The following is a 24,621-nucleotide window of genomic DNA, read 5'->3' on the forward strand; positions in this document are numbered from 1 at the left end:
AGGTGTTCGATGTGAATGCGCGGAATGTAGAGCGAGAAGAAGGTCAGTATGCGGAGCTGCGGCCCGGCTATACGGAGGCCGATGAGGACCGCTGGGTTCCCGAGCATGGCAAATCTGTTTACCGTTCAAGCTTTGAGCGCGACCGGGCCCGCCTGCTGCACTCTTCCGCACTGCGCCGCTTAGGTGCCAAGACCCAGGTGGTCTCCCCGCATGTGGATGACTTCTCCCGTACCCGCTTGACCCATTCTCTGGAGGTCGCTCAGGTGGGCCGGGATTTGGGCCGGATGCTCGGCTGCGACCCCGATGTGGTGGATGCCGCCTGCCTCTCGCATGATCTGGGCCACCCGCCGTTTGGGCATAACGGGGAGACGGTGCTCAATGAACTGGCCGCGGATATCGGGGGATTCGAGGGCAATGCGCAGACCCTGCGGATCCTCACCCGGCTGGAGACCAAACGGTTCCACCCCGATGGGCGTTCGGCCGGGCTGAATCTGACCCGGGCGTCGCTTGACGCAGCGGTGAAGTACCCCTGGCGGGCCCATGAAGCGCCGCTGAAGGCTGATGGCACGCGCAGCCAGAAATTCGGGGCCTATGAGGATGACCTGGACGTCTTCTTCTGGATCCGCCAGGGTGTCGAGGGCATGGGTAAATCCATGGAAGCCCAGGTCATGGACGCTGCCGATGACATTGCGTATTCGGTCCACGATGTTGAAGACGGAATTGTCAACGGCAGGTTCCAGCTGAAGTTTCTCGATGACGATATTCAGCGCCGTCGAGTCATTCAGACTACCCAGCAGTGGTACCTGCCCGATGCTGAAGAGGACCGGATTGAGGCAGCGCTGGAGCGTCTGGCATCCAGTGAGAACTGGGTCAAGGAGTCCGACGGGTCGCGACGGTCACTGGCGGCGCTGAAGAATATGACCAGCGAGCTCATTGGTCGCTTCTGCAACGCCTTTTGGGCGGCGACGCGTGAAGCCTACGGGGAGAAGCCGCTGGTCCGGCACGAAGCCCATCTGGTCGTTCCACAGGAGACCCTGGAGGAAATCTGCCTGATGAAGGGGATCGCCGCCAACTACATCATGGCCTCGCGCGAGCAGATGCCGGTCTATGTGCGGCAGCGCGATGTGATTGAAGCTCTGCATGCGCTGCTGCTGGAGACCGGTGACCGGTTCCTGGACCCGCCCTTCCAGGCTGATTTCCACGCCGCCGCCGACGACGCCGGCAGGCACCGCGCCATCATCGACCAGATCGCTTCACTCACTGATGGCGCCTGCCTGGAGTGGTACGCCACCCTGGTCCACGGCAAACCGGTGACCAGCCCGCTCTTCGGCTGATTCGTTGCCCAGGACGCTACCGGGGGAGTCGAGTGGGCAGTTTGTCCGTTAAGACGCGGGCAGAACGCCTCTCATTACGGACAAAGTGACCAGTCAATTGTCGGCGACTGAAGTTCCGGAGCTTTCTGTCCCAACGGCTCCGACAGCGCCAGTAGGCGGGTCGCCTATTTGCCGATATCTCCGGTAATGACCTGAAAAGCGGCGAATAACTCGGGAGAATCCACCAGCAGGCTCAGGTGGGGTTCACCAGCACCCATCGCGATGCGCCCGCTGATGGACTCATCGGCATAGACCGGCAGCGGCGTCGTCGACCCCTCCACCGCTGTCGCACCGAAGGGGTTGATGGTGCCGGGGCGGTAGCCGGTGGCCGCGTAGCCCTCATCGGGTGAGGCCATGGACATCTTCTTGTAGCCAGCCAGTTTGCGCAGCTTGGCCCAGTCCACGGCTTTATCTCCGGGGATCAGCGCCAGCACATACTCGGAGTCCGCGGCGGTCTGGGTGCGTTTGGCCTTGGCCACTAGGGTCTTGACGATCTCGCGGGGCTCAAGCCCCAGATTTGCCGCGGCTTCCTCCAGCGACGACGCCGGGCCGCGCTCTACGAACTCAAGGTCTACCCCGCGGGCTGCAGCATCGGCAGCCACACGTTCACGTCCGGTGAGATCAGCGCTCATGGTGCCCAAGCCTACCTATCTGGTCCGAGAATCGTTGCGCAGTGGCCGCCCCGTTCGCCTGTGGAAAAGCGGCGCAGTCACCATCTGAACCCGGGTAGATTGGAACTGTGGCTGGACTGATCAAGCGTGAGGATATCGATGCGGTGCGTGAACGCGCCGATCTGCGCGAGGTCGTTGAACAGTACGTCACTCTCAAAGGTGCCGGGATCGGTTCCTGGAAGGGGCTGTGTCCTTTCCATGATGAGCGCTCGCCGAGTTTCCATATCCGCCCCCATGTAGGGACTTATCACTGTTTCGGCTGCGGGGAGTCTGGTGATGTCATCGCCTTTCTGATGGCCATGGAGCACACCAGCTTCCAGGAGACCGTTGAACGGCTCGCCGGGAAATACGGCATCGAGCTTCGCTACGAGGATGGCGGCAGCGGCCCGGATAAGGCCGAAGTGGGCCGCCGGCAACGACTGCTGGATGCCCATAAGATCACTGACGAGTTCTTCCAGAAACACCTGCACAGCCCCGAGGCGCAGATCGCTCGCGAACAGCTCACCGTCCGCGGATTCACCAAGGACCATGCTGAGCAGTTCGGCGTAGGGTACGCCCCCAAGGGTTGGAGCAATCTGCTGGAACACCTGCGCAGCCGAGGCTTCCGGGATGATGAACTCAAACTCACCGGACTGTTCTCTGAAGGCAACCGCGGCCTCTACGACCGCTTCCGTGGACGCCTGATGTGGCCTATCCGGGATATGACCGGAAACACTGTGGGTTTCGGCGGACGACGGCTCTACGAGGATGATCAGGGCCCCAAGTACCTGAACTCGCCCGAGACCGCGATCTACAAGAAATCCCAGGTGCTCTACGGGATCGAGCACGCCAAACGCAGTATCGCCAAGAAACGCCAGCTGGTAGTGGTGGAGGGCTATACAGATGTGATGGCCTGCCACATTGCCGGGGTGGACACCGCCGTAGCTACCTGCGGCACCGCTTTCGGCGACGGTCACATCAAGATTGCCCGCAGGCTGCTCTCCGATGACGGCAGCCCTGCCGAGGTGATCTTCACCTTCGACGGGGATGAGGCCGGCCAGCAGGCTGCAGTGAAAGCCTTCAACGAGGCCAATCAGTTCAACGCCCAGACCTATATCGCGGTAGGTCCTGAGGGCATGGACCCCTGCGATGTGCGCCAGCACCGCGGAGACGAGGCTCTGCAGCAGGTCATCGAAGGCAAGACCCCGCTGGTGGAATTTGTGGTTCGACGGCGGCTGCGTGACTGGGACCTCAATTCGGTGGAGGGCCGGATCGGGGCGCTGAAGACCTCTGCCCCGGTGGTGGCCTCCATTCGTGACACTGCGCTGCGTGCGGCCTATACCAGGGAGCTGGCTGGGTGGCTGGGCACCGATGTCGGTGAAGTCGAAGCAGCCATTCGGAACTCCCCGCGCCAGACTGCCCGGGCCACCCCCGCGGCGGAGCAAGCCGCTACCGCAGGAGGAGGTCCTGCCGCGCCCAAGGGGCAGCGTTCTCACGGCTCCGGTCGGCAGTATGAGGAACCGGTAGCGGAGGACTACTACCAGAACGGGTATTCGGCACCTAACCATCAGCCCGCTGCAGGTCAGGCCCCGGCCTTCCAGCGCCCGGATCCGCGGGATCCTGCCGTGATGATGGAGCGCCAGGCCCTTGAAGTCATCCTTCAGCACCCCACCCGACTGACCCCGGAGCAGTGGGAAGAGATCTTCAGCGTCCGCTTCACCGCCGCCGCCCACCAAGCCATCCACGACGGCATCCGCATCGCCGCAGCCAATGCCTCAGATCCCCGCATCTGGGTGCAGAACGTCCGCGAAGAAGTTCCCGAACCGTTGCGCAACCTGGTCTCAGAACTCGCGGTGACCGCGCTGCCGGCCAAGACAGAAGAACATCTGGACCGTTACTGCCAAGAGATCCTCAACCGGCTGGTCGAGCTGAAGATCCAGCACGAGAAAGCGAACCTGCTGGGACGGCTCCAGCGCATGGACCCCAGCGCAGAGCCGGAGGAGTATCGCCGCATCAATGAGGAGCTGATGGAACTGGAGCGTCGTCGTCGTACGCTCCGCCAGCTGGACTGAGCTTGATAACGTGTCCTCGAACACACCGCGTGACGATGGGGTCGCGCATAGGCCTCGAGGTGATTAACCCACCACGACCAAAGAGGAGACCCCGGATGACCCACACGGAACCCCAGGCGCACCGCGATGCACAGCAGTCAGCACAGGCGCAGCACTCTCGCGCAGCCGCTGAGCATGAAATCCCAGAGGCCATGCGCCGCGACGTCGGGCTCCTGGGCGGCCTGCTGGGACAGGTCCTGACCGAATACGGCAACGCCAAGGAAGACTCCGCTGGCCTCTACGAGGATGTGGAGAAGCTGCGGGCGCTGACCATCGCCGCCATCGAGGATCCTTCGGAGGAGACCCTGGCCAGTGCTGAAGCTCTGGTGGAGTCCTTCACCGCCGAACGCGCAAAGGAGGTCGCGCGCGCCTTCACCTGCTACTTCCTGTTGGCTAACCTCGCCGAGGAACAACACCGGGTGCGCACGCTGCGCTCCCGCGATGGTGAGCTGCCGCTGCAGCAGCAGCAACCATCGGATTCCGTGGCCGCTGCCTTCCAGCACCTGGCCGATGAGGTCGGTGAAGGCGAGGCAGAACGCCGCCTGAAGGAACTGCGCTTCCACCCGGTGCTCACCGCCCACCCCACTGAAGCCCGCCGAAACGCCATCACCGCCAGTGTCCGGCGTATCGGAACCCTGCTTGATGAGCGCGATGACCCGCGCATCGGGGCTACCTCGTTGGCGCGGAACACCCGGGACCTGCTCGAAGAGATCGACAATATGTGGCGCACCGCCCAATTGCGGGTCTCCAACCCTTCCCCGCTGGACGAGGTGCGCACCGCCTTGGGCGTCTTTGACGCCTCGTTCTCCTCGGTGTTCACCCAGGCATACCGTCGCATGGACGACTGGCTGCAGGGCGAGCGGGCCGGAGCTGCTGCACCGAAAGCCCCTGCTTTCATCCGGCTGGGCTCATGGATTGCCGGAGACCGAGATGGCAACCCCAACGTCACCGCCACCATCACCCGCAAAGCCGTAGCTCAGGCAGCAGACCGAGTGCTGACGGATCTGGAGCGCCGCGCCCGTGCGGTGGGCCTCTCGCTGACCCTGGACGAGCGCTACACCCCGCCCACCAGCAAGCTCAGCGGCCTGTGGAATCAGCTCAAGCAGCTCTCGGAGGAACTGACTACGACGGCGGCTGAGCACTCGCCCGGTGAACCTCACCGGCAGGTGCTGCTGGCCATTGCCGGGCGTATCGAAGCCACCCGTGAACGCAATGCTGATCTGGCCTATGGGGTACCTCAGGAGTTGGTGGAGGACCTTAAGACGGTGCAGTCCTCGCTGGCCTCTGCCGGTGCTCCGCGCGCCGCCTATGGTGACCTTCAGGAGCTGATCTGGCAGGTGGAGACGTTCGGTTTCCATCTCGCAGAGCTGGAGGTCCGACAGCATTCTGCGGTGCACAGCCAGACGCTGCAGTGGCTGAAGGACCCGGCATCGGTGGAGAAGATGGCTGTCCCCGGCGAAGAAGTCCTGGAAACGTTTCGGGCCATCGCCTCGGTTCAGCAGCGCTACGGGGTCGACGCGTGCCGACGCTACATCGTGTCCTTCACCCAGACTGCCGAGAACCTGGCAGATGTCTACCAGTTGGCCGAGGCGGCACTGGATGGGCCCGAGAATGCTCCGGTGCTGGATGTCATTCCGCTGTTCGAAACATACGAGGATCTGCAGAATGCCCCGCGCATCCTGGAAGAGGCCCTGCGGACACCGCAGCTTCAGGCACGTCTGGAGCAGACCGGTCGGCGCATGGAAGTCATGCTCGGCTATTCAGACTCATCCAAGGACGTCGGCCCGGTGGCCGCCACCCTTGCGCTCTACGAAGCGCAGGAGAAGATCGCAGCGTGGGCGCTGGAGAACGACATCACCTTGACCCAATTCCACGGCAGAGGTGGGGCGCTGGGCCGCGGCGGTGGACCCGCCAACCGCGCGATTCTTGCCCAGCCGCCGCATTCGGTGGATCTGCGCTTCAAAGTCACTGAGCAGGGTGAGGTGATCTCGGCCCGTTACGGCAACCCAGAGATCGCCCTGCGCCACATTGAGCAGGTTGCTGCGGCCACGCTGATGGCCAGTGCCCCTTCGGTGGAGAGACGAAACGCAGAGGCTGCTCAGCGATTCGCGGAGCTCGCTGCGGCACTCGATAGCGCATCCCGCGAACGTTTCCATGCGCTGGTGAAGGCCGAGGGCTTCGCCCCCTGGTTCGCGCAGGTAACCCCGCAGGATGAGATCGGGCTGCTGGCCATCGGGTCCCGTCCTGCCAAACGGGGCCTCTCCGTTGAATCTCTCGAGGATCTGCGTGCTATCCCCTGGAACTTCGCGTGGAGCCAGGCACGGATTAACCTCACCGGTTGGTACGGGCTCGGGACAGCGCTGGAGAGCGTCAATAACCTGGACCTGCTGCGCCAGGCCTATGCAGAATGGCCACTGTTCCGGGCGCTCATCGACAATATCGAGATGTCCCTGGCCAAAACTGACCGGCGTATCGCCCGCCGCTACCTCGCTTTGGGGGACCGTGAGGAGCTTGCCGAGGCTGTGCTGCAGGAGCTGGAACTGACTGAAAGGTGGGTGCTGGCCATCACCGGGCAGGACCGTCTCCTGCAGGATCACCGGGTGCTGGGCCGGGCCGTACAGCTGCGCAACCCCTATGTGGATGCGCTGAGCTTGCTGCAGCTGCGTGCCTTAAGGAAGCTGCGTTCGGGGACGCTCAGCGACGCGGAGATCGCGGATCCGCGGAATCTGCTGCTGATTACCCTCAAGGGCGTGGCCGCCGGACTGCAGAACACCGGCTGAGCCGGAGAAACCGGCACACCGCACCGCCGCAGCAGGGGAGAACGTCATCATCGGTGAGCAGCACCGGTGTCAGTCTAGACTCGGCCCATGGCTGATCTTAAGGACTCCCGGCTGATCGATCCGCAGAACGACCCTTTCCTGTGGTTAGAGGATGTCGAAGGCGAACAGGCTCTGGACTGGGTGAGCGAACACAACGCGAAGGCCGAGGCAGCACTGCAGGATGAGGCCTTCGTTCCGCTGAAGGACGAGCTGCGTCAGATCATGGACGCCGCAGATCGCATTCCCGGGGTCGTCAAGCGCGGTCCCCATCTGTACAACTTCTGGACCGACGCCGAGCACCCTCAGGGGCTGTGGCGGCGCACCACCTTGGAGTCCTACCGCGGTGAGAACCCAGAATGGGAGATCATCCTGGATCTTGAGGCGCTCTCCGTCCAGGAAGGCACTACCTGGGTCTGGCACGGTGCCACCGTGCTTCGCCCTGCCCCGGGGGCAGCAGACAGCCCCTGGCGGCGTGCGCTGATCTCGCTCTCCCGTGGTGGATCGGATGCAGATGTCACCAGGGAGTTTGACCTGCTGACCAAGCAGTTCATCCCGCAGGAAGAGGGCGGCTTCTACAAGCCAGAGGGCAAAGGCAGCCTGAGCTGGATTGATGAGGACACTGTCTATGCGGCAGTGAACATCGCCGGAAGCGACGAACTCGGCAGCCCGGTGACTACCTCCGGCTACCCGCGCATCGCCAGGAGGTGGAAGCGCGGTACCCCGCTGACCCAGGCGGAGCCGATCATCAGCGTTGCCGAGGACGATATGGTCGCCGGTGCTGGCTATGACTCGACTGAGGGCTATGAACGTCACCTGGCCAGCCGCGTCATCGGCTTCTATGACTCCGAGACTTATGTGCTCAGCTATGACGCTGAGGATGAACCCATCTTGACCCGGATTGACGTGGCCACTGACGTGCGGCTGGGCTTCCACCGCGACCTGATCTTCTTCGCACCGCGTACCGACACCCTCATCGCAGGAACCATGCTGCCCGGTGGAAGCCTCTACGTCGCCGACGCCGAGACCTTCCTGAACGGGCCGCGGGATGACGAGGACGTCGTCGAGATCACTCCACTGTTTGTACCCACAGAGTCCACCTCGCTGCAGGGCATCACCGCTACTCGCAATGTCTTTGTGCTGACCGTGATGGAAGACGTTGTGGAGCATGTAGAAGCTCACTGGCGAAATTCAGGTCACTGGCAGAGCAAGCGGGTCTTTGACAGCATCACCGGGTCAGTCTCGGTCAGTGCAGTGGACCCGCGGGAAAGTGACGACGTGTGGATCACCGCTGAGGATTTCCTGATCCCCACCACCAAGTATCTTGGCAGTCTTGCTCCGCTGCTCGAAGGTGAGGAAGAGACCGCTCAGCGGCTGAAACAGGCCCCGGAACGGTTCGAGGCCTCCGGCCTGGCCACCGCCCAACGATTTGCCACCAGCGCCGACGGCACCAAAATCCCCTACTTCCTGATTGGTCCGGCAGAGACTGTCCAAGCCGCCGTCGAGACCCAGCAGAATGTCCCGGGCGAGACCAGCATCGTCGGGCCCGAACCCCAGCCCACAGTGCTCTATGGTTACGGCGGATTCGAGATCAGTCAGACCCCTGGCTACCTGTCCCTGGTGGGCAAAGCCTGGCTGGAGAAGGGTGGAGTATTCGCCCTGGCCAATATTCGCGGCGGCGGTGAATACGGCCCACGGTGGCACCAGGCGGCGCTAAAGGAAAACCGGCACCGGGCCTATGAGGACTTCGCCGCGGTGGCAGAGGATCTGGTGGAAACCGGAGTGACCACGGTGGAGAAACTAGCTTGCCGCGGTGGGTCCAATGGCGGTCTGCTCACTGGCAATATGCTCACTCAGTACCCTCACCTGTTCGGGGCGGTTGTCATCCAGGTGCCGCTGCTAGATATGCGGCGCTACTCGCATCTGTTGGCCGGGGCCTCCTGGCGAGCAGAGTACGGGGACCCCGAGACCTCAGACTGGGACTACATCCAGACCTTCTCCCCCTATCATCTCCTGGAGAAGGGACGTGACTACCCACCGGTGCTGCTGACTACCTCCACCCGCGATGACCGGGTCCATCCGGGCCATGCCCGCAAAATGACAGCTGCACTTCAGGACCTCGGGGTAGACGTCACCTACTGGGAGAACACCGAAGGCGGGCACGGCGGAGCAGCCAACCCTGAGCAGCGGGCAGTGATGAATGCACTGATTTATCGCTACCTCTGGCAACGACTGAACGATTAAACGGGGCTGTTCAGTTCATCTCTCACCGGTAAGATGAGTCAGGAATCTCCCTGCACCCCTTTACCCCTTTGAGAGGCACACCTATGAGCGCGCCTGCATCAGCGCCCGCCCCCGGCATTCACGCCGCCTCTGATCTCGCCGTGGAAACTCACGGTTTGGTCAAGAGGTTTAAAGAGAACACCGCTGTCGACGGCGTGGACCTGTCCATCAAACGAGGCGGCATCTACGGTGTGCTGGGGCCCAATGGTGCCGGTAAGACCACCGCTATCCGGATGCTGGCCACGCTGCTTCGACCGGATGAAGGCAGCGCGACTGTGCTTGGTCACGATGTCTTCGCCGAGCCGAAGAGTATCCGCGAGAAGATCGCACTGACCGGCCAGTTCGCCTCCCTGGATGAGGACCTCACTGGCATCGAGAATTTGATTCTGCTGGGCCGGCTGCTGGGCTTCTCCAAGCACGCGGCTCGCGCCCGCGGCATGGACCTGTTGGAGGCCTTCGGGCTGACCGATGCCGCGAATCGTCAGGTGAAGAAGTTCTCCGGTGGCATGCGCCGTCGACTGGACATCGCTGGATCGCTCATTGTCACTCCCGAACTGATGTTCCTGGATGAGCCCACCACGGGAATTGACCCACGCAGCCGCAATCAGGTCTGGGACATTATTCGTACCTTGGTAGACGGCGGAACTACCATCCTGCTGACCACCCAGTACCTGGAGGAAGCAGATCAGCTGGCAGACCGGCTGGCAGTCATCGATCACGGCAGGGTCATTGCTGAAGGCACTCCCGGTCAGCTTAAGGCCCAGGTGGGTGCCGGTGCCCTGAAAGTGCGGGTGGTTGATCCCGCAGACCGAGAGCCCGCAGCCGAAATCCTGACCCGCACCCTCGGTGTTGAGGTAGTCCGCGAATCTGACGCCGCGGCACTGACCGCACGTCTGGGGGAGGGGCAGAACGCCGCGGTGGCGCTCAATGCCCTAGAAGAGGCAGCTGTGGGGGTCGAGACCTTCTCTCTGGGCCAGCCCAGCCTGGATGAGGTGTTCCTGGCCCTGACCGGCAAGCCTGCCGAGGAGAAGTCCAAGGAAGGCGACGCCGCCGAGCAGAATGAGAATGAGGAGACCTCCAAGTGAGCACCGTGACTGAATCTCGCGTCGCCGAAGGCCAGAAAGTTCTGGGCGTCCTCCTTCCGGAGACCGAACGCCCCACTCCCTCCAGCGCAGTGAGCGCATCCATCACCTTCGGCTGGCGAGCCATGCTGAAGATCAAACACATCCCCATGCAGCTCTTTGATGTGACGATCTTCCCGATCATCATGACGGTGATGTTCACCTACATCTTCGGCGGCGCCATGGGCGCAGTGGTCTCAGGCACCGGCCAGACCGGCGGCCCTGCAGTGAGTGAATATGTCCAGTTCTTCATTCCGGGCATCTTTGTGCAGACGCTGATCATGATCACCATGTACACCGGCATGACCCTGAATAAGGACATCTCCAAGGGTATCTTCGACCGGTTCCGCTCGCTGCCTACCTGGCGGCCTGCGCAGCTGGTAGGCGCCCTGCTGGGAGACCAGGTCCGCTACACCCTGGCTGGAGTCATCATCCTGGGTGTGGGCTTCCTGGTGGGCTTCCGGCCTGAGGGCGGACTGAGCGGAGCAGCAGCTGGGTTCCTGCTGCTGCTGGTGTTCAGCTTCTGCCTCTCCTGGGTGTGGACCACTCTCTCACTGCTGCTGCCCACTGAAGAAGCGGTGATGGGCGCGTCAATGACCATCATGATGCCGCTGACCTTTGCCTCGAATATCTTCGTGCCCACCGAAACCATGCCCAACTGGCTGCAGGGTGTGGTGGAGGCCAACCCGGTGTCCGTTGTCGTCACCGCAATTCGCGAGCTGATGGACGGAACCTACGATGTCGGCAGCATCACCCTGGTGTTCATCTACTGCGCTGTGCTGGTGGCGATCTTCGCTCCGCTGTCGATGTTCCTGTACAACCGCAAGAGCTGAGGCGCATAAGGATTCGTTCTAGCCTAAGCCAGCAGGCGTCGTCGCTAGTTCCCGTGTCAGGGGGCCAGCGACGGCGCCTTTTTGGCGCTTAGGCGGCAGGGTCAGTTCGACGGAGGGGAGTTGGGTTCTGCCTCTGTCACGGTGAAGGTATTGGCCCGCGCATCGTGGACGCCCCGCAGAAGAAAATCACCCCAGGAGCCTTCAGGGTGTGCCACATATGTCCCCTCATAGCTGCCCCAGTCCCAGTTGGTGATCGTGGGCCCTTCACACTGCGGCGGGGCTGACTCCATGACCATGCCCACGCAGAGGGTGGGTGAATCACCGCCTACGACGGTGACCGGCTGCTGCAGATGGACCTCACCCTCCGGCAGCCGGTCTTCGCCCATATGGGCACCGCCGCCTGAACAGGCGGAGGCAGCGAGCAGCGTGGCTCCCGCTGCGAGCCCAAGGACCGGAGCGGACCAGCAGGTCACGGCTATTTGAGCAGACGAATAGCGAAGGGGTAGCGGAAGGGCTGGCGGCGGTAGGCGGCTAGTGCCGCCAGAATGCTGAAGATGACATTGACGATGTAGAGCAGCGGCAGCAGCACAAATCCCACCAGCACCAGCATGAGTACCACACTGATCACATAGAAGATGAAGAATGTGATCTGCCAGTTCACCGCTTCTTTGCCGTGATCGTCGAGCATCCTGGAGCGCTCACGGAAGACCAGCCATAGCACTACCGGCACAAGCCAGCTGAGCACGAGGCCGCCCAGGTGCATACCCACACCCCAGCCCTGCTCCTCACCGGCGGTCATGGGACGCGGGGCGCTGTGACCGTACTGCGGCTCTGCCATGGAGGTTCCTCTCTCGATACGTCTCAAGTCCGAGCTTACTGCAGCATCCGGCGCCCAGGCAGTCTCCAGGAGGTGCGCTGTACCGTAGATCTATGCAGGTGCTCCACGACATCACCGAGGACATCCGAGCGTTGGCCCACCGGGCACGCCACGTCGCTGTGCTTTCCGGCGCCGGCATCAGTGCAGAGTCCGGAGTGCCGACCTTCCGGGAGGTGCAGGCCGGTCTCTGGGAGCGCTTCTCCGCGGAGGATCTCGCCACCGCGGAGGCTTTTGCCTGCAACCCCGATCTGGTGTGGACCTGGTACCGGTGGCGCCAGGCGCTGATCCAGCAGGTGCAGCCAAATCCAGGTCATCTCAGCCTGGCGGCATGGCAGCGCGCGCTCAATCGGCGCGGGGGTTCTGTGACCATTGTGACGCAGAACGTCGATGACCTTCACGAACGTGCCGGAGCCGAGGTTCTGGCCCACCTTCACGGCAGTATTTCCGCTTATCGCTGCGTGGACTGTGGCGAACCGCATGAGCTGCCTCGTCCCGACTATGACGGCTTCCAGTCGCCCCCTGAACCTGATCCGACACCTCCATGCGAACACTGCGAGAACGGACTGTTGCGCCCCGGCGTCGTGTGGTTCGGGGAGATGCTGCCGGTAGAGGCGTTTGAGGCCGCGGCCGAAGCGATCCGGCGTGCTGATCTTGTACTGGTAGTGGGCACCTCCGGCATTGTTCAGCCGGCTGCCTCCCTGCCGCTTCTGGCCCTCGAGCGAGGTACCCCCCTGGTGGAGGTGAACCCCGAAGAGACCGAACTGAGCGAACTGATGGACTACTGTGTGCGCGGAACAAGCGGTCAGATGTTGCCCGCCCTGACTTCAGGTCTCAGCTGAGACGCTGCCCGTACTGCACTCAGAATCCCGCAGTCACCCGATACTGTAGGACTATGTTGTGGCTCTATCTGCTCGCCTTGGTGCTCATCGGACTGATCATCATGCTTCTTGTAGGCCGCTGGGATGGAGCCGAAATTCCGCAGGAGGAAGGGACCGGGGGTGGGCCGCACAGCGTGCAGCACTTGCTGCAGCGCTCGGCGGGCAATATCAGGGCTGAAGACCTTGAGCAACTGCGTTTCGACTCGGGGGTACGCGGCTACCGGATGGATCAGGTGGACGCTCTTGTGGACGCTCTGGTTCAGCAGCTCCAGGCCCAGCAGAAGCAGGCTGACTTGCCGGAGGAACAGGCTCTGGCACCTTCAGAAGAGGCAGCCCGCACCGTGACTGAGATGACATCTGGACCTAGTGAGCGATAATAGAGGACGACAAGCCTCACACTGGCATACCTGACACGAGAGGGAATCACTCGATGGCTGCAATGAAACCGCGTACTGGCGACGGTCCAATGGAGGTCACCCAGGAAGGACGCAGCCTGATCATGCGTGTGCCGATTGACGGCGGCGGACGTTTGGTGCTGGAGATCAACAATGACGAGGCACAGGCTTTGAAGCAGTGCCTGGTCGAGGCCGTCGGCGAGTAACAGTATCCCCGCCCCGCCAAGGGCGCCGGCGCTATATGAGCGTGACTGTGCTCAGGTCCGTACTGCCAGCAGCAGTCCGGTTCCGGTGCCGAACAGCGCTGTGGTGACCCGCTCATCCTCAAGGAGGGCGCGCTCTAGCGTTCGGAGCGCGTGAGTCCCAGCATCCCGCACGGCAGGACGCGGCACGCGGTCACCGTGAAGAGCGTCATTGATCAACAGCATGCCCCCGGTGCGGAGCAGGCGGACTGCCTCGTAAGCGAATTCAGCAGCGCTCGCCGGATCCGTGTCGACAAAGACCATGTCATAGCCCTGCGTCTTCAGGCGGGGGAGTACCTGCTCAGCTCGCCCGGTGATCAGCCTGGTGCGCGAAGGGCTGATACCTTCTTGGCGCAACAGATCCCGAGCGGCAGCACTGTGATCGGGATCTACATCTATGGTGGTCAGGACAGCCTCCGGGGCGCCACGCAGCAGCGCAGCAGAAGAGGCGCCCACTCCGGTGCCTACTTCCACAATGCTGTGGGCTCTACTGGCTGCCGCCAAGGCGATAAGGGCCGAGGCTGTCCCTTCTCCGATGGTGTTCACGCCGAGTTCGGCAGCTCGCAGCCGGGCAGCTTCAAACACCGGGTCCTGCCCGCTGTGCTGTTCGGCGTAGGCCCAGCTCGCGTGCTTGGCCGTAGGTGCGCTGCTCATAGTTGTGCGGATCCTCCCTGCGATACGGGTTAATCCTATAGTTCCGGCTCTCCAGTGAGCAGACCGACCTTCATTGAAAATTTTAAGGATATTCTCAGGTTTCCCGGGCACACTTACCAGGATGCCCAGGGAGAACGGAATTCTTCGGGAGCCTGAGCCTGTCACCACGGCAGCTGGGGGTTCCGCAGCTAGACGAGCCGGACGTTTGTCGGTCGGCTGGATTTGTGCTGTCTTCCTGACCTCTCTGGCCACCGTCCTATGCCTGATTGTTGCCACTGCGTGGTTTCTCGGCGGTCGAGCGGTTCCGGTGCCTACTCTGCAATCTCTTCTGCCTCCAGAACCGCGAGCCGCTGATGAGCTTCCGACCCGGGAGAATGCAGATTCAGGCACTCCGGTAAACACCGCGGCCGCTGGGCAGCAGGCACCCCTGGAGGAGCCGGTCATTCTGCCCGGTGCACAGGGTGCCGCCCCTATTCGCGAGATCTCGCTGGACAACCTCAGTCAGCTCAAGCGCCTGGGCTGGGCAGTGCCGTATCTCGAAGGCGGCTACAACATGCGCTCGGAGTCCCTGAAGACCGGTTCAGTTGACGGTGTGCGCACTATGCAGCTGAACATGAGCGACGGCCGCAACTACGTCACCGTCGCTGAGACCCGGGTGGAAGAAGAAGATCTGGTTCTGGCGCCGCTGTCCGAGAAGCTGATGTCTCGCATCGATCTGGCGTCCGTGACCTCAGAGCGTATTCTGCTCTCGACAGGTCAGGAAGCACTGCTGTTCATCGATCGCGGTGGAGCCGCCTGGACTACCGCCGTGGAGACCGGAAGCGTCCAGTACGTCATCAGCTCAGACCTGCCTGCCGCCGCAGCCTCAGAGGTGACCTCCTGGGTGATGATTACGGACCGCTCGCGCGTGCAGATGCTGCCCACCTCACCGGGAACCGCTGACCGTTTGGAACGCGGGTTCGATGAGATCATCTCCTGGCTGCGATAGACGGTAAAGTTGCCCTGTGCCCGGCATCAACGTCTACGAGTTTCTGATACTCATAGTGCTGGCCCTGGTGATCCTGGGGCCTGAACGTCTGCCGCAGTATGCTCAGACCCTGGCAGGATGGGTCCGCAAAGCGCGTGGTATGGCAGAAGATGCCAAAGTCCGGTTCCGTGAGGAGACCGGAACGGACTTCGACGCCGTGGACTGGCAGAAATACGATCCGCGCCAGTATGACCCCCGGCGAATCATCCGTGAGGCGCTTGCTGATGATTACGACCAGGCGCGCGCAGGAGTGCAGAACCTGCAGAAATCAGTGGATCCCCGGGAGCTCTTCAGTTCCGCTCCGGCAGCTGGCAGCCGGCGGGCTACGGCCGCAGGAGTCGCTGGTGCAGCAGCTGGGACAGCAGGTACAGAGGCCGGGACACTAGACGACGAAGGCGCTGACCAGGATCCCCTGGCCAGCGCCCCCGCGCCGTTTGATTCTGACGCGACCTAACCGGTGGCACCTCGATTAGGCTGCTGAGCTCAGATCGAGCGGATGCTCAACCTGCCAGCAGAGCGGGCTTTGAGCAGCTGCACTGCCAGCACCAGAATCACCAGGCCAAGACCGATGAGGTCGAAGGTGAGATTGGTATTGAGCATCATGATTGCTCCTGCGGCGATCACCGGCCGCAAGTACCACGCCATATCCACCATGAAGTGGCCCTCAATTGCTGTGGAGAGCAGCAGAATTGCCACGATCGCCGAGATGACCACTGCGGCGCCATCGAGGAAGCTGACATCAAGCAGCAGCAGATCCGGGTTGTAAACGAAGATATAGGGAATCACGAAGCCCGCTGAGGCCAACTTCAAAGAGGCCAGACCGGTGGCCATAGGTTTGCCTCCGGAGATGCCAGCGGCAGCGAAGGAAGCCAGCGCCACTGGCGGGGTGATATTCGCGAAGAGCCCGAAGTAGAAGACGAAAAGGTGCGCCACCAGTGGTTCCACGCCCAGCTGGGTCAGCGCCGGAGCTGCCATAGTGGCGGTGACGATATACGCCGGGATGGAGGGCAGTCCCATGCCCAGCACCAAGCAGGCGATCATGGTGAAGACCAGGGTCCAGAAGAGCACTCCGCCAGAAAGCGAGACAATCGCGCTGGCCAGAGTCACGCCGAAGCCAGAGATGCTCACTACGCCAACGATGATGCCCACGCAAGCGCAGGCCACCGCCACGCCCAATGCAGAACGGGTACCATCCTCCAAGGCGGCCAGGATCTGCTTGGGGCCCATGCGTGTGGTTTTGCGCAGCATGGCCACCAGGACAGTCACCACAATGGTCATCGCGGCGGAGAACAGGATAGTGCGTCCGGAGAAGAAGAGCATGTAGAGCAGGAACAGCAGCGGCAGCATCAGGTGTCCGCGCTCCTTGAGCACATCCAGGACTGCCGGCAGGTTCTCCTTGGAGATGCCTTTGAGTCCCATGCGCGTGGCGCGAAGGTGAATCTGGGCGATCAGGCTCACGTAGTACAGAAGTGCTGGAACTATCGCGGCGAGGGCGACGGTGGTGTAGGGGACCCCGAGAGTCTCGGCCATGATGAACGCCGCAGCACCCATGATGGGCGGCAGGATCTGTCCGCCCACCGAGGCAGTGGACTCCACTGCCCCGGCGAAGGTGCGGGTATAGCCGATCTTCTTCATCAGCGGGATGGTAAAGGCTCCGGTGGAGACCACATTGGCAATAGCCGCGCCATTAATGGAGCCCATAAAGCCTGAAGCGACAGTGGCGACCTTTGCTGGCCCGCCGCGTGTCTGCCCTGCAATAGCTAGTGCGAGGTCGTTGAACATCAGGCTCATGCCGGATTTGGCCAGGAACGCGCCAAAGATGATGAAGAGAATGATGTAGGTCGCAGAGACTCCGATGGCAGTAGAGAAGATGCCCTCGGTGGTGGCGTAGAAGCTATAGGCCAGCGTGTCCCAGTCATACCCGCGGTGCCGGAACAACCCGGGTAGTTCGCGTCCGTAGAGCCCGAAGAGGATGAACAGCACGGCCAGAATCGGCAGCGCCCAGCCAGTGACGCGGCGTGCGGCCTCCAGCACCAGCACCACCAAGAGGGTGCCCACAGCTACGTCCAGCGCCGAGAAACGACCGGCCTGAAGGACAACCTGTTCATAATTCGCCCACAGATAGAACGTAGGTACCAGAGACAGCAGCGCCAGAATCACGTCCGGGACCCGCCACAGTGCTGCCTGCGCCTTCCGGGTGGGCGGATAGATCATGAACACCAGGAACAGCATGACGCTCACGTGCAGTGAGCGGTGCACCAGGGTGGGAAGCAGCGGCTGGTATGCGGTGTAGATGTGATAGAGCGCGATGAAGATCGCCACGCCGCTGATCACCAGGGCTAGGGGGCGCCACTGGTCCTTCCGTACACGGGATTCCGCGTCGTATTTGGCTGCAGCCTCCTGGGCCTCGGCCTCCCGTGCTGCGCGCTCCTCCTCGGATTCAGGGACCAGGGTGCTCAAGTCAGAGCTGCTGGGCGTGTCTCCATCCCCGAGGGTCAGCTGTGACTGTCCTCGGGGCTCTACACCACTTGCGGCTGTTGTCCTGCGGTGTTCATTACTGCTGGTCACGGTCTTAGTTCCTCATGCTCAGTGTGAGAGGTTCACGGTCGGGAAGTTCGGAAGCATCGATCAGTGACGGATCGTCGTTGATACTGATGCGGTAGTCGGCACGATGGGAGTGGAACCAACGGATTGCGTCAAAGTTCCGATTAATGTTCTCGATCACAATCTTGCCATCTCTGAGATGGACATCACCCTCGCCCAGGGGCATTCCTGCGCCGTATTCGAAGAACTCGGTACTGGACAGCACCAACCGGTCAGGTCGCACTAGATAGGTCTCGCTCCAGCGTGAAAGTTCAATGGAATGGATCCAAGAAAGAGTCACCTGGGTTCCGGTTTCCACCGGCGCCTGTGCGTAGACCTCACCTGTTCGCTGGTGCTCACAGACCAGACGCAGTCCGCTGCTGCAGGAGTTCAGCAGCAGAGGCGCCAGCGCGGCGGCGGCTGCCGACCCACTCAGGGCCAGCAGCCGCCGCCGCGACAGTGATGGTTCCCCGAAGGGCTCAGTCCAGTTCCACACCCTGTTCCTCGAAGTACCGGGCGGCGCCTGGATGCAGCGGTACCACCAGGCCATCAGTCACGGTCTCCAGGGTGATCTGCTGTGCTGCAGAGTGAGAACCGTGAAGGCGGTCAAGGTTGTCGAAGAACGCAGCAGTGATGTCGTAGACGGCGTCTTCGGAAAGCTCAGAGCTGACCAGGAGGTGGTTGGTCACACCGACGGTGGGCACATCCTCATCCTGCAGGTAGGTGCCGCCGGGGACGACGTCTTCAGAGAAGTAGTCATGCTCGGACAGCAGGTTCTCCGCACCCTCTCCCTCGATGGGCACCACAATGAAATCAGTATTGGTGCCCAGCTCGGTCAGGGTGGGGTTCGGCAGTCCGGAGGTGACGAAAGCGGCGTCGATGTGGCCATTGGCCATCTGATCGGTGGCCTCTGCATAGGAGAGGTAGTCCGCGCTGATGTCGTCATAGGTGATGCCATGTGCTTCCAGCACTGTGCGGGCGTTGAGCTCCACGCCGGAGCCGACGTCGCCCACGGCCACATTGCGACCCTCGAGGTCCTCCACCGCCTCAATACCCGAAGCAGCGGTGGCGACCAGCTGCACAGTATTGGGATACATGGTCATGATCGCCATGAGGTCTTCGCGGGCATCGCCCTCGAAAGGCCCGGTGCCCTCGGTGGCCTGGACCGCGGCGTCTCCCATGACAAATGCGATCTCGGCGTCGCCGTCGGAGATCATGTTGATATTCTCCGCCGAGGCACCTGTGGCCTGTACGGAGGTGTCGGAGTCCAGCTCAGTGCCGAGAATCTCGGACATCGTGGCACCGATCTGGTAATACGGTCCGGAGGATCCGCCAGCTGCGATAGTGATGAACTCAGCGTCCATGCTGCCGACTTCGCCGGCCTCTCCTGCAGAGTCACCGTTGCCCTCGCCATCTCCGCAGGCGGTCAGCAGCAGCGCCGATGCTGCCAGCAACCCGCCCAGCCGTAGGCTCTGGGTTTTCCACGTCATTGTTTTCTCCCTCTTCGAGTACATACGGTGCGAGCTAAGGCCCGCGTCACAAGAGCGCGGGTGTGAAGCGGCTCATATGGTGCAGGGCACAAGTGTATGTGAGCGGCATCATGTGATGCGTTTTCTATTACGAGGGGCCACCGGCCAAGGGTGGAGAAGGTTTAGGCGGCGAAGGTCAAGCGCTAAAGGTTCAGGCGATAGAGATTCAGGCGATGCTCAGCGGCAGTGAACGACCCCTGATGTCTCGGCCCCGTGAGGCGAGTTTTGCTGCGATGTTGCGCAGGGCAGTACCGGAGGGGGAGTCGGGTGCCGAGAGGACCACGGGGGCGCCGTCGTCACCTGCCTGGCGCAAGGTGGTATCCAGGGGCACCGATCCCAGCAGAGGGACCTCCGTCTGCAGCTGTTCGCTCAGACGCTGGGCGACCAGCTCGCCCCCGCCGGAGCCGAAGAGGTCCAGCACTGTGCCATCGGGCATGGTCATAGGCCCCATGTTCTCGATGACACCGGCAACCTGCTGCCCGGTCTGAGTGCTGAGCGCTCCGGCGCGTTCAGCCACCGAGGCGGCCGCGGTCTGCGGCGTGGTGACCACGAGGATTTCCGACCCCGGCAGCAGCTGAGCCACCGAAATCGCGATATCGCCGGTACCGGGGGGCAGATCAAGGAGCAGCACATCCAGATCGCCGAAGTGGACATCCGTGAGGAACTGCTCCACGGCCCGGTGCAGCATCGGCCCTCGCCAGGCCACTGCCTGGTTCCCCTCGACGAACATGCCGATGGATATGGTCTTCACCCCGTGTGCCACCGGAGGCAGGATCATCTCGTCTAGCCGGGTCGGTTTGGCCGTGATGCCCATCAGATCCGGGACAGAAAAGCCGTGGACATCGGCATCCACCACACCGACCTTCAACCCCTGTGCTGCTAGCGCGGTGGCGAGGTTGACTGTGACCGAAGACTTGCCGACGCCGCCTTTGCCCGAGGCCACCGCGTAGACCTTGGTGAGAGAATCAGCCTGGGCGAACCGGTTGATCTTCCCGCCCTGCCCGCCGCGCAGCTGCTCCTTCAGGACAGCGCGCTCCTCGGGGGTCATCACATCCAGCTGCACCTCAGCGGTGCGTACGCCTTCAGCGCGGACTGCAGCGGCGGTGACGTCCTCCACAATGCGGTTGCGCATCGGGCAGGCAGCTACAGTGAGCTTGATCTGCAGCGCGGCGGCGCCGTCGTGATCCACTGCAATATCGCCCACCATACCCAGCTGAGTGATGGGCACCCGCAGTTCGGGGTCGATGACCTCGTCCAGGCGGCGGCGGATGCTCTCGATGATGGATGGATCAGACACCTGATTAGTCTAGTGCCGCATGATGTGTAAGCACCTGATGTGCTTGTACCCACACCGCGCCCTGCAAGAATAGGGCTATGAGTGCGCAGAGAAACGCCGGAGGACTGCCCCGTGGTGAGCTGCTGGGCCGCTACCGCAGCTACGAGGATGCACAGAAGGTGGTGGACCACCTGACCCAGGCTGAGGGCTTTGATATCAAGGCCATCAGTATTGTGGGCAACGATCTGCGCTCGGTGGAGTACATCCGCTCCCGGCTCTCTTATCCCCGAGTGGCCGGTGCCGGGGCAGCGCAGGGTGCGATGTTCGGCTTCTTCATCGGACTGCTGATCTTCCTCTTTGCCCCCGAGGCCCCGGTGCTGAACCTGCTGATGTCCGTGGTGCTGGGCATGGCGATCTGGATGATCATGGGAGTCGTGGGATACGCCATCCGCCGTGGTCAGCGGGACTTTTCCTCCTCCACCCAAATGGTGGCCACCACCTACGATGTGGTCTGCGACTTCAGCCACGCCGGCCGGGCTAGAGCCCTAGTGGCCGGTGCGGGGGTTCATAGCCTCAACGCCTGGAACGATCCCACAGGTAAGACCACAGCACTCGGCGGGGCGGCGCCGATGAGGTCACATCCGGGCACTTCGGGTCCTGAAGCGGCGGTTGTTGATCCTGCCGCTCAGCCCAGCTCAGTCCCCGGTGTTGCCTACGCCTCCCTTCCGGATGGCCGGCCGCGTTACGGCGTCCGTCGCGAGGATGTCGAGAACGCCAACCAGTCGCAGCAGAGTGCGCCGGAGCCCGAAGGAGCTGAGTCAGCTGAACCGGCCTCCAGCCCGGATAAGGATGCTACGAGGGCTCAGGGTGCTGCGGAGGAAGACGCAGCCGATGCTGGAACGCAGCGGCGCGGGCGCGATGCTCAGGCCCCTGAGGGCGCAGATGGTGAGCCTCGCTAAGCCCGCTGCGTGGAGTCTGGGTTCGGTGCCGCGGCGGCAGGACCAGTCGCTGCTATAGACGCAAGGACCCTAGACGCGCGGGCCCTAGACGCAGCTGATCCGCCGATTTCACGAACCGCACCCGGATTTTCCGAGAGGCGGAGGTGAAATCGGCGGATCAGCCGATTCGCAGTCTTGAGCGGCTCACACGCCGCTCGCCGTGAGGCGTTAGGCTCTGGTGCCGCGCCGACCTGTGATTGCCTGCCAGATGAAGGCAACAATCACGCCGCCGCCGATGGCAAAGAGCCAGGTCGGAAGGTCAAAGAATGCGTCGTTCACATTGACATCAAACAGTGCTGATGCGATGAAGCCACCCAGCAGGGCGCCCAGTACACCAGTGATGAGTGCGGCAATCCAGCCGCCGGGCTGCTTACCGGGAAGAATGGCTCGGGCGATAGCTCCGGCGATCAGGCCGAGCAAGAGCCAACCGATGATTCCCATTTTTTGCCTCCAATTCGGTGGTGTAAACGTTCACTACATATCAGTTCATGCGAAGCTGGATGTTGGCCTTACGGAAGCCTGAATCAGCTGGGAATTTACCTCATGTGCCCGGAATCAGGCCGGTCGATGCCAAAGAGATGTGATCCACGCCTCAACGTCCTCAGCGCGCCTCGGCAGCGCGGCGGAGAGATTCTCGCAGCCATCCTCTGTCACCAAGACATCGTCCTCGATCCGCACGCCGATTCCGCGATACTCCTCAGGTACCGCAAGATCCTCCTGCTTGAAGTACAGGCCCGGCTCGATAGTGAAGATCATGCCCGGCTCCAAGACACCGTCCAGGTAGAGCTCGCGCTTAGCCTGCGCACAGTCATGGACGTCGAGCCCAAGGTGATGGCTGGTGCCGTGGGGCATCCAGCGCCGGTGGTGCTGACCCTCAGGAGCGAGCGCCTCGTCCAGGGACACCGGCAGCAGCCCCCAGTCATCGAGATGTTCCGCAAGGACGGTCACCGCCGCCTGATGGATCTCGCGGAATCGGATACCCGGCTTGACCACGGCGAAGGCCGCATCCGCTGCGGCAAGCACCGCCTCATAGACCCGGCGCTGAACTTCCGAGTAGGTCCCGCTGACCGGGATGGTGCGGGTGATGTCTGCGGTGTAGAGCGAATCCGCCTCCACACCGGCGTCCAGCAGCAGCAGCTCGCCGTCGTCGATTCGCCCGTGATTGCGGATCCAGTGCAGGATCGTGGCGTTGTTGCCGGAGGCAGCGATCGTGTCATAACCGAGGTCGTTGCCCTGGAGCCTGGCCTGGGCGAAGAACGCACCCTCCACGATCCGCTCCCCGCGCTCGTGTCCGACCGCGCGCGGCAGGGCGCGCACCACATCCTCAAACCCGGAGATGGTGGCGGCTACCGAGTGCCGCATCTGAGTGATCTCCCATGAGTCCTTCACCAAACGCAGCGCCGAGAGGAACTCGGTGAGCTGAGCGTCAAGAGCATCGGATGCCTCAAGGTCCACGCCGGTATTGATCCGTGACGTGTCCACCAGCGCATCTACGTTGAGGTCCACTTCACGCAGCAGTCGGATACGTGTCCCGCCGATCTCGACAGCGCCGGCATTCTTGGTGACGGCAACTTCCAGCTCATCGAGGTTGCGAGTGGCCAGCCCGAGCTTCTGCTCAAACTCCTCCAGCCCCGGGCGGGGACCTATCCAGAACTCTCCGTGCCGGGCATCGGCGTAGAACTCCTCGGAGTCGCGGCCTGCCATCGGCTTAAAGTACAGAGTGGCCTCGTGGTGGCCGCCGTCGTCGCCAGCGCCCTCATCCACTGGTTCAAAAACCAGCACAGCATCGGGCTCATGATCCACACCCAGTCCGGTCAAGTGAGCAAAGGCAGAGTGCGGACGGAAACGGTAGTCAGTGTCATTGGAACGCACCTTCAACGGGCCGGCCGGAACCACCAGCCGCTCACCGGGGAAGTCCTCCGAGAGCGCACGACGACGCCGGGCGGCAAAGTCTGCCACCTGCTCACGCTCATGCCGTAGTGCAGGGGCAGGGGCCCAGCTGGAGGCCATGAACTCCTTGAACGCCCGCGAATTGGGGCGCTGGGAGCGATTGTTGACCCGGTCCTTCAGTTCCTGTTCGTTGTGCGCATCACTCATGGCGGTAGTCTTTCATGTTGGTATGAGCTTTGATCTGCACACCCACTCCATGGTTTCCGACGGCACCGAACCTCCTGCAGAGGTGGTGGCCGCGGCAAAGCGGGCTGGGCTGCGCGGACTGGCGTTGACCGATCACGACACCACCGCCGGCTGGACAGCGGCGATCGAGGCCGCCCAGGCCCTGCAGCTGGTGCTGATCCCGGGCATGGAGATCACCACCCGCACAGATGACGGCATCAGCGTTCACCTGCTCAGCTACCTTCATGACCCCGCCCACGTCGGGCTGATGGACGCCATCGCTACCGCCCGCGGGGGTCGCGTGGAGCGTGCCAAACGAATATGTGAACGGCTGGCCGAAGACTTCCCGATCACTTGGGAGATCGTGGTGGAGCATGTCGGCCCCGATGCCACTATCGGGCGCCCCCATCTGGCCGATGCGATGGTGGCGGTGGGAGTTGTGGCTGACCGTAGTGAAGCCTTCGCGAAATACCTCCATCCCGGCACGAAGTACTACGTTTCCCAGGAGAACATCACCCCCATAGAAGCCATCCGGCTGGTCCGTGACGCCGGGGGAGTGCCGGTGATCGCCCATGCCATGGCCTCTGCTCGTGGCCGTACGGTGAGCGTCCCCCAGCTGGAGCAGATGGTGGAGGCTGGATTAGCCGGCGTCGAAGTCTGGCACCGCGATAATCCTGAGCCGGGTCGACGGCTTCTGCTGGATCTGGCCGCCCGACATGACCTGATCGCCACCGGATCATCGGATTATCACGGTACCGGCAAGCCCAACCGGATCGGGGAGAACTCCAGCCCCACCTCGGTGGTGGAGCGGATTATCAGCGAAGCCACCGGAAGTCCGGCCTATGGCAGGCTCTGAGCCT

General features: G+C 62.6%; 23 protein-coding genes. 13 read left to right on the forward strand and 10 right to left on the reverse strand.

What is annotated here, in order from left to right:
- Positions 1-11 precede the first annotated feature (11 nt).
- The gene (locus ABEA23_RS08730; RefSeq protein WP_420873644.1) at positions 12-1,334 is read left to right on the forward strand and encodes a deoxyguanosinetriphosphate triphosphohydrolase; all 1,323 of its coding nucleotides are present in this window, start codon (positions 12-14) and stop codon (positions 1,332-1,334) included.
- Between the two features lie 164 nt (positions 1,335-1,498).
- On the opposite strand, the gene ABEA23_RS08735 is transcribed toward ABEA23_RS08730, so the two are convergent.
- Positions 1,499-2,005: an aminoacyl-tRNA deacylase gene (locus tag ABEA23_RS08735; RefSeq protein WP_345477666.1), complete on the reverse strand. Its 507-nt coding sequence runs from the start codon at positions 2,003-2,005 to the stop codon at positions 1,499-1,501.
- Positions 2,006-2,112: 107 nt separating this feature from the next.
- On the opposite strand from ABEA23_RS08735, the gene dnaG reads away from it, so the two are divergent.
- The 5 genes from dnaG (at position 2,113) to ABEA23_RS08760 (ending at position 11,187) form a co-directional block, all read left to right on the forward strand.
- Positions 2,113-4,095 (forward strand): DNA primase, encoded by a 1,983-nt coding sequence (dnaG, locus tag ABEA23_RS08740; RefSeq protein WP_345477667.1) that lies wholly within the window; start codon positions 2,113-2,115, stop codon positions 4,093-4,095.
- A 95-nt stretch (positions 4,096-4,190) separates the two neighbouring features.
- Complete coding sequence (locus tag ABEA23_RS08745) at positions 4,191-6,914, forward strand: phosphoenolpyruvate carboxylase (protein WP_425577154.1); 2,724 nt, start codon at positions 4,191-4,193, stop codon at positions 6,912-6,914.
- Positions 6,915-7,001: 87 nt separating this feature from the next.
- Complete coding sequence (locus ABEA23_RS08750; protein ID WP_345477668.1) at positions 7,002-9,194, forward strand: prolyl oligopeptidase family serine peptidase; 2,193 nt, start codon at positions 7,002-7,004, stop codon at positions 9,192-9,194.
- 83 nt (positions 9,195-9,277) lie between these two features.
- Positions 9,278-10,318, forward strand: a complete 1,041-nt coding sequence (locus ABEA23_RS08755) for an ATP-binding cassette domain-containing protein (RefSeq protein WP_345477669.1) — start codon at positions 9,278-9,280, stop codon at positions 10,316-10,318.
- The gene (locus ABEA23_RS08760) at positions 10,315-11,187 is read left to right on the forward strand and encodes an ABC transporter permease (RefSeq protein WP_345477670.1); all 873 of its coding nucleotides are present in this window, start codon (positions 10,315-10,317) and stop codon (positions 11,185-11,187) included. The genes ABEA23_RS08755 and ABEA23_RS08760 overlap by 4 nt, the downstream gene beginning before the upstream one ends.
- A gap of 101 nt (positions 11,188-11,288) precedes the next feature.
- On the opposite strand, the gene ABEA23_RS08765 is transcribed toward ABEA23_RS08760, so the two are convergent.
- Both ABEA23_RS08765 and ABEA23_RS08770 read right to left on the reverse strand, forming a co-directional pair.
- On the reverse strand, positions 11,289-11,660 hold the full coding sequence (locus tag ABEA23_RS08765) for a hypothetical protein (protein ID WP_345477671.1): 372 nt from the start codon (positions 11,658-11,660) through the stop codon (positions 11,289-11,291).
- A gap of 2 nt (positions 11,661-11,662) precedes the next feature.
- Positions 11,663-12,025 (reverse strand): DUF4870 domain-containing protein, encoded by a 363-nt coding sequence (locus ABEA23_RS08770; protein WP_044493227.1) that lies wholly within the window; start codon positions 12,023-12,025, stop codon positions 11,663-11,665.
- A 92-nt stretch (positions 12,026-12,117) separates the two neighbouring features.
- On the opposite strand from ABEA23_RS08770, the gene ABEA23_RS08775 reads away from it, so the two are divergent.
- Genes ABEA23_RS08775 through ABEA23_RS08785 form a run of 3 tightly spaced genes read left to right on the forward strand, consistent with a single transcriptional unit; the run spans position 12,118 to position 13,543 of the window.
- On the forward strand, positions 12,118-12,903 hold the full coding sequence (locus ABEA23_RS08775) for an SIR2 family NAD-dependent protein deacylase (RefSeq protein ID WP_345477672.1): 786 nt from the start codon (positions 12,118-12,120) through the stop codon (positions 12,901-12,903).
- 53 nt (positions 12,904-12,956) lie between these two features.
- Positions 12,957-13,319, forward strand: coding sequence for a DivIVA domain-containing protein (locus ABEA23_RS08780; RefSeq protein WP_345477673.1), 363 nt, complete (start codon positions 12,957-12,959; stop codon positions 13,317-13,319).
- A gap of 53 nt (positions 13,320-13,372) precedes the next feature.
- Positions 13,373-13,543, forward strand: a complete 171-nt coding sequence (locus tag ABEA23_RS08785; RefSeq protein ID WP_069956225.1) for a DUF3117 domain-containing protein — start codon at positions 13,373-13,375, stop codon at positions 13,541-13,543.
- Between the two features lie 51 nt (positions 13,544-13,594).
- Here the strand turns inward: ABEA23_RS08785 and ABEA23_RS08790 are convergent, their stop codons facing one another.
- Positions 13,595-14,233, reverse strand: a complete 639-nt coding sequence (locus ABEA23_RS08790; protein ID WP_260073615.1) for an O-methyltransferase — start codon at positions 14,231-14,233, stop codon at positions 13,595-13,597.
- A 121-nt stretch (positions 14,234-14,354) separates the two neighbouring features.
- Here ABEA23_RS08790 and ABEA23_RS08795 point away from each other — a divergent pair, with 121 nt between their 5' ends.
- Both ABEA23_RS08795 and ABEA23_RS08800 read left to right on the forward strand, forming a co-directional pair.
- Positions 14,355-15,221, forward strand: coding sequence for a hypothetical protein (locus ABEA23_RS08795; RefSeq protein ID WP_345477674.1), 867 nt, complete (start codon positions 14,355-14,357; stop codon positions 15,219-15,221).
- Between the two features lie 16 nt (positions 15,222-15,237).
- Positions 15,238-15,714, forward strand: coding sequence for a twin-arginine translocase TatA/TatE family subunit (locus ABEA23_RS08800; RefSeq protein WP_345477675.1), 477 nt, complete (start codon positions 15,238-15,240; stop codon positions 15,712-15,714).
- Between the two features lie 29 nt (positions 15,715-15,743).
- Here the strand turns inward: ABEA23_RS08800 and ABEA23_RS08805 are convergent, their stop codons facing one another.
- From ABEA23_RS08805 to ABEA23_RS08820, 4 genes are all read right to left on the reverse strand, one after another.
- Positions 15,744-17,828, reverse strand: a complete 2,085-nt coding sequence (locus ABEA23_RS08805; protein WP_345477676.1) for a TRAP transporter permease — start codon at positions 17,826-17,828, stop codon at positions 15,744-15,746.
- A 4-nt stretch (positions 17,829-17,832) separates the two neighbouring features.
- Entirely contained in the window at positions 17,833-18,339 is a 507-nt protein-coding gene (locus tag ABEA23_RS08810) for a DUF1850 domain-containing protein (RefSeq protein ID WP_345477677.1), read from the reverse strand.
- The gene (locus ABEA23_RS08815; protein ID WP_345477678.1) at positions 18,323-19,333 is read right to left on the reverse strand and encodes a TAXI family TRAP transporter solute-binding subunit; all 1,011 of its coding nucleotides are present in this window, start codon (positions 19,331-19,333) and stop codon (positions 18,323-18,325) included. The genes ABEA23_RS08810 and ABEA23_RS08815 overlap by 17 nt, the downstream gene beginning before the upstream one ends.
- Positions 19,334-19,538: 205 nt before the next feature.
- On the reverse strand, positions 19,539-20,669 hold the full coding sequence (locus ABEA23_RS08820; RefSeq protein WP_345477679.1) for an Mrp/NBP35 family ATP-binding protein: 1,131 nt from the start codon (positions 20,667-20,669) through the stop codon (positions 19,539-19,541).
- Positions 20,670-20,746: 77 nt separating this feature from the next.
- Here ABEA23_RS08820 and ABEA23_RS08825 point away from each other — a divergent pair, with 77 nt between their 5' ends.
- On the forward strand, positions 20,747-21,607 hold the full coding sequence (locus tag ABEA23_RS08825; protein WP_345477680.1) for a YflT domain-containing protein: 861 nt from the start codon (positions 20,747-20,749) through the stop codon (positions 21,605-21,607).
- Between the two features lie 207 nt (positions 21,608-21,814).
- Here the strand turns inward: ABEA23_RS08825 and ABEA23_RS08830 are convergent, their stop codons facing one another.
- A complete protein-coding gene (locus ABEA23_RS08830) occupies positions 21,815-22,087 on the reverse strand; it encodes a GlsB/YeaQ/YmgE family stress response membrane protein (RefSeq protein ID WP_345477681.1) in 273 nt (90 codons plus the stop codon).
- A 114-nt stretch (positions 22,088-22,201) separates the two neighbouring features.
- Complete coding sequence (locus ABEA23_RS08835) at positions 22,202-23,743, reverse strand: aminopeptidase P family protein (RefSeq protein WP_345477682.1); 1,542 nt, start codon at positions 23,741-23,743, stop codon at positions 22,202-22,204.
- 22 nt (positions 23,744-23,765) lie between these two features.
- On the opposite strand from ABEA23_RS08835, the gene ABEA23_RS08840 reads away from it, so the two are divergent.
- On the forward strand, positions 23,766-24,617 hold the full coding sequence (locus ABEA23_RS08840; protein ID WP_345477683.1) for a PHP domain-containing protein: 852 nt from the start codon (positions 23,766-23,768) through the stop codon (positions 24,615-24,617).
- The last annotated feature ends 4 nt before the right edge of the window (positions 24,618-24,621 follow it).

It is taken from the genome of Nesterenkonia rhizosphaerae (genome assembly GCF_039544555.1).
GTDB lineage: Bacteria > Actinomycetota > Actinomycetes > Actinomycetales > Micrococcaceae > Nesterenkonia > Nesterenkonia rhizosphaerae.

Coding starts and splice junctions, on each gene's coding strand:
- ABEA23_RS08755 (WP_345477669.1), top strand. CDS start 9,278: ATGAGCGCGCCTGCATCAGCGCCCGCCCCCGGCATTCACGCCGCCTCT.
- ABEA23_RS08795 (WP_345477674.1), top strand. CDS start 14,355: ATGCCCAGGGAGAACGGAATTCTTCGGGAGCCTGAGCCTGTCACCACG.
- ABEA23_RS08785 (WP_069956225.1), top strand. CDS start 13,373: ATGGCTGCAATGAAACCGCGTACTGGCGACGGTCCAATGGAGGTCACC.
- ABEA23_RS08735 (WP_345477666.1), bottom strand. CDS start 2,005: ATGAGCGCTGATCTCACCGGACGTGAACGTGTGGCTGCCGATGCTGCA.
- ABEA23_RS08840 (WP_345477683.1), top strand. CDS start 23,766: ATGAGCTTTGATCTGCACACCCACTCCATGGTTTCCGACGGCACCGAA.
- ABEA23_RS08790 (WP_260073615.1), bottom strand. CDS start 14,233: ATGAGCAGCGCACCTACGGCCAAGCACGCGAGCTGGGCCTACGCCGAA.
- ABEA23_RS08750 (WP_345477668.1), top strand. CDS start 7,002: ATGGCTGATCTTAAGGACTCCCGGCTGATCGATCCGCAGAACGACCCT.
- ABEA23_RS08780 (WP_345477673.1), top strand. CDS start 12,957: ATGTTGTGGCTCTATCTGCTCGCCTTGGTGCTCATCGGACTGATCATC.
- ABEA23_RS08825 (WP_345477680.1), top strand. CDS start 20,747: ATGAGTGCGCAGAGAAACGCCGGAGGACTGCCCCGTGGTGAGCTGCTG.
- ABEA23_RS08830 (WP_345477681.1), bottom strand. CDS start 22,087: ATGGGAATCATCGGTTGGCTCTTGCTCGGCCTGATCGCCGGAGCTATC.
- ABEA23_RS08835 (WP_345477682.1), bottom strand. CDS start 23,743: ATGAGTGATGCGCACAACGAACAGGAACTGAAGGACCGGGTCAACAAT.
- ABEA23_RS08815 (WP_345477678.1), bottom strand. CDS start 19,333: ATGACGTGGAAAACCCAGAGCCTACGGCTGGGCGGGTTGCTGGCAGCA.
- ABEA23_RS08770 (WP_044493227.1), bottom strand. CDS start 12,025: ATGGCAGAGCCGCAGTACGGTCACAGCGCCCCGCGTCCCATGACCGCC.
- ABEA23_RS08745 (WP_425577154.1), top strand. CDS start 4,191: ATGACCCACACGGAACCCCAGGCGCACCGCGATGCACAGCAGTCAGCA.
- ABEA23_RS08775 (WP_345477672.1), top strand. CDS start 12,118: ATGCAGGTGCTCCACGACATCACCGAGGACATCCGAGCGTTGGCCCAC.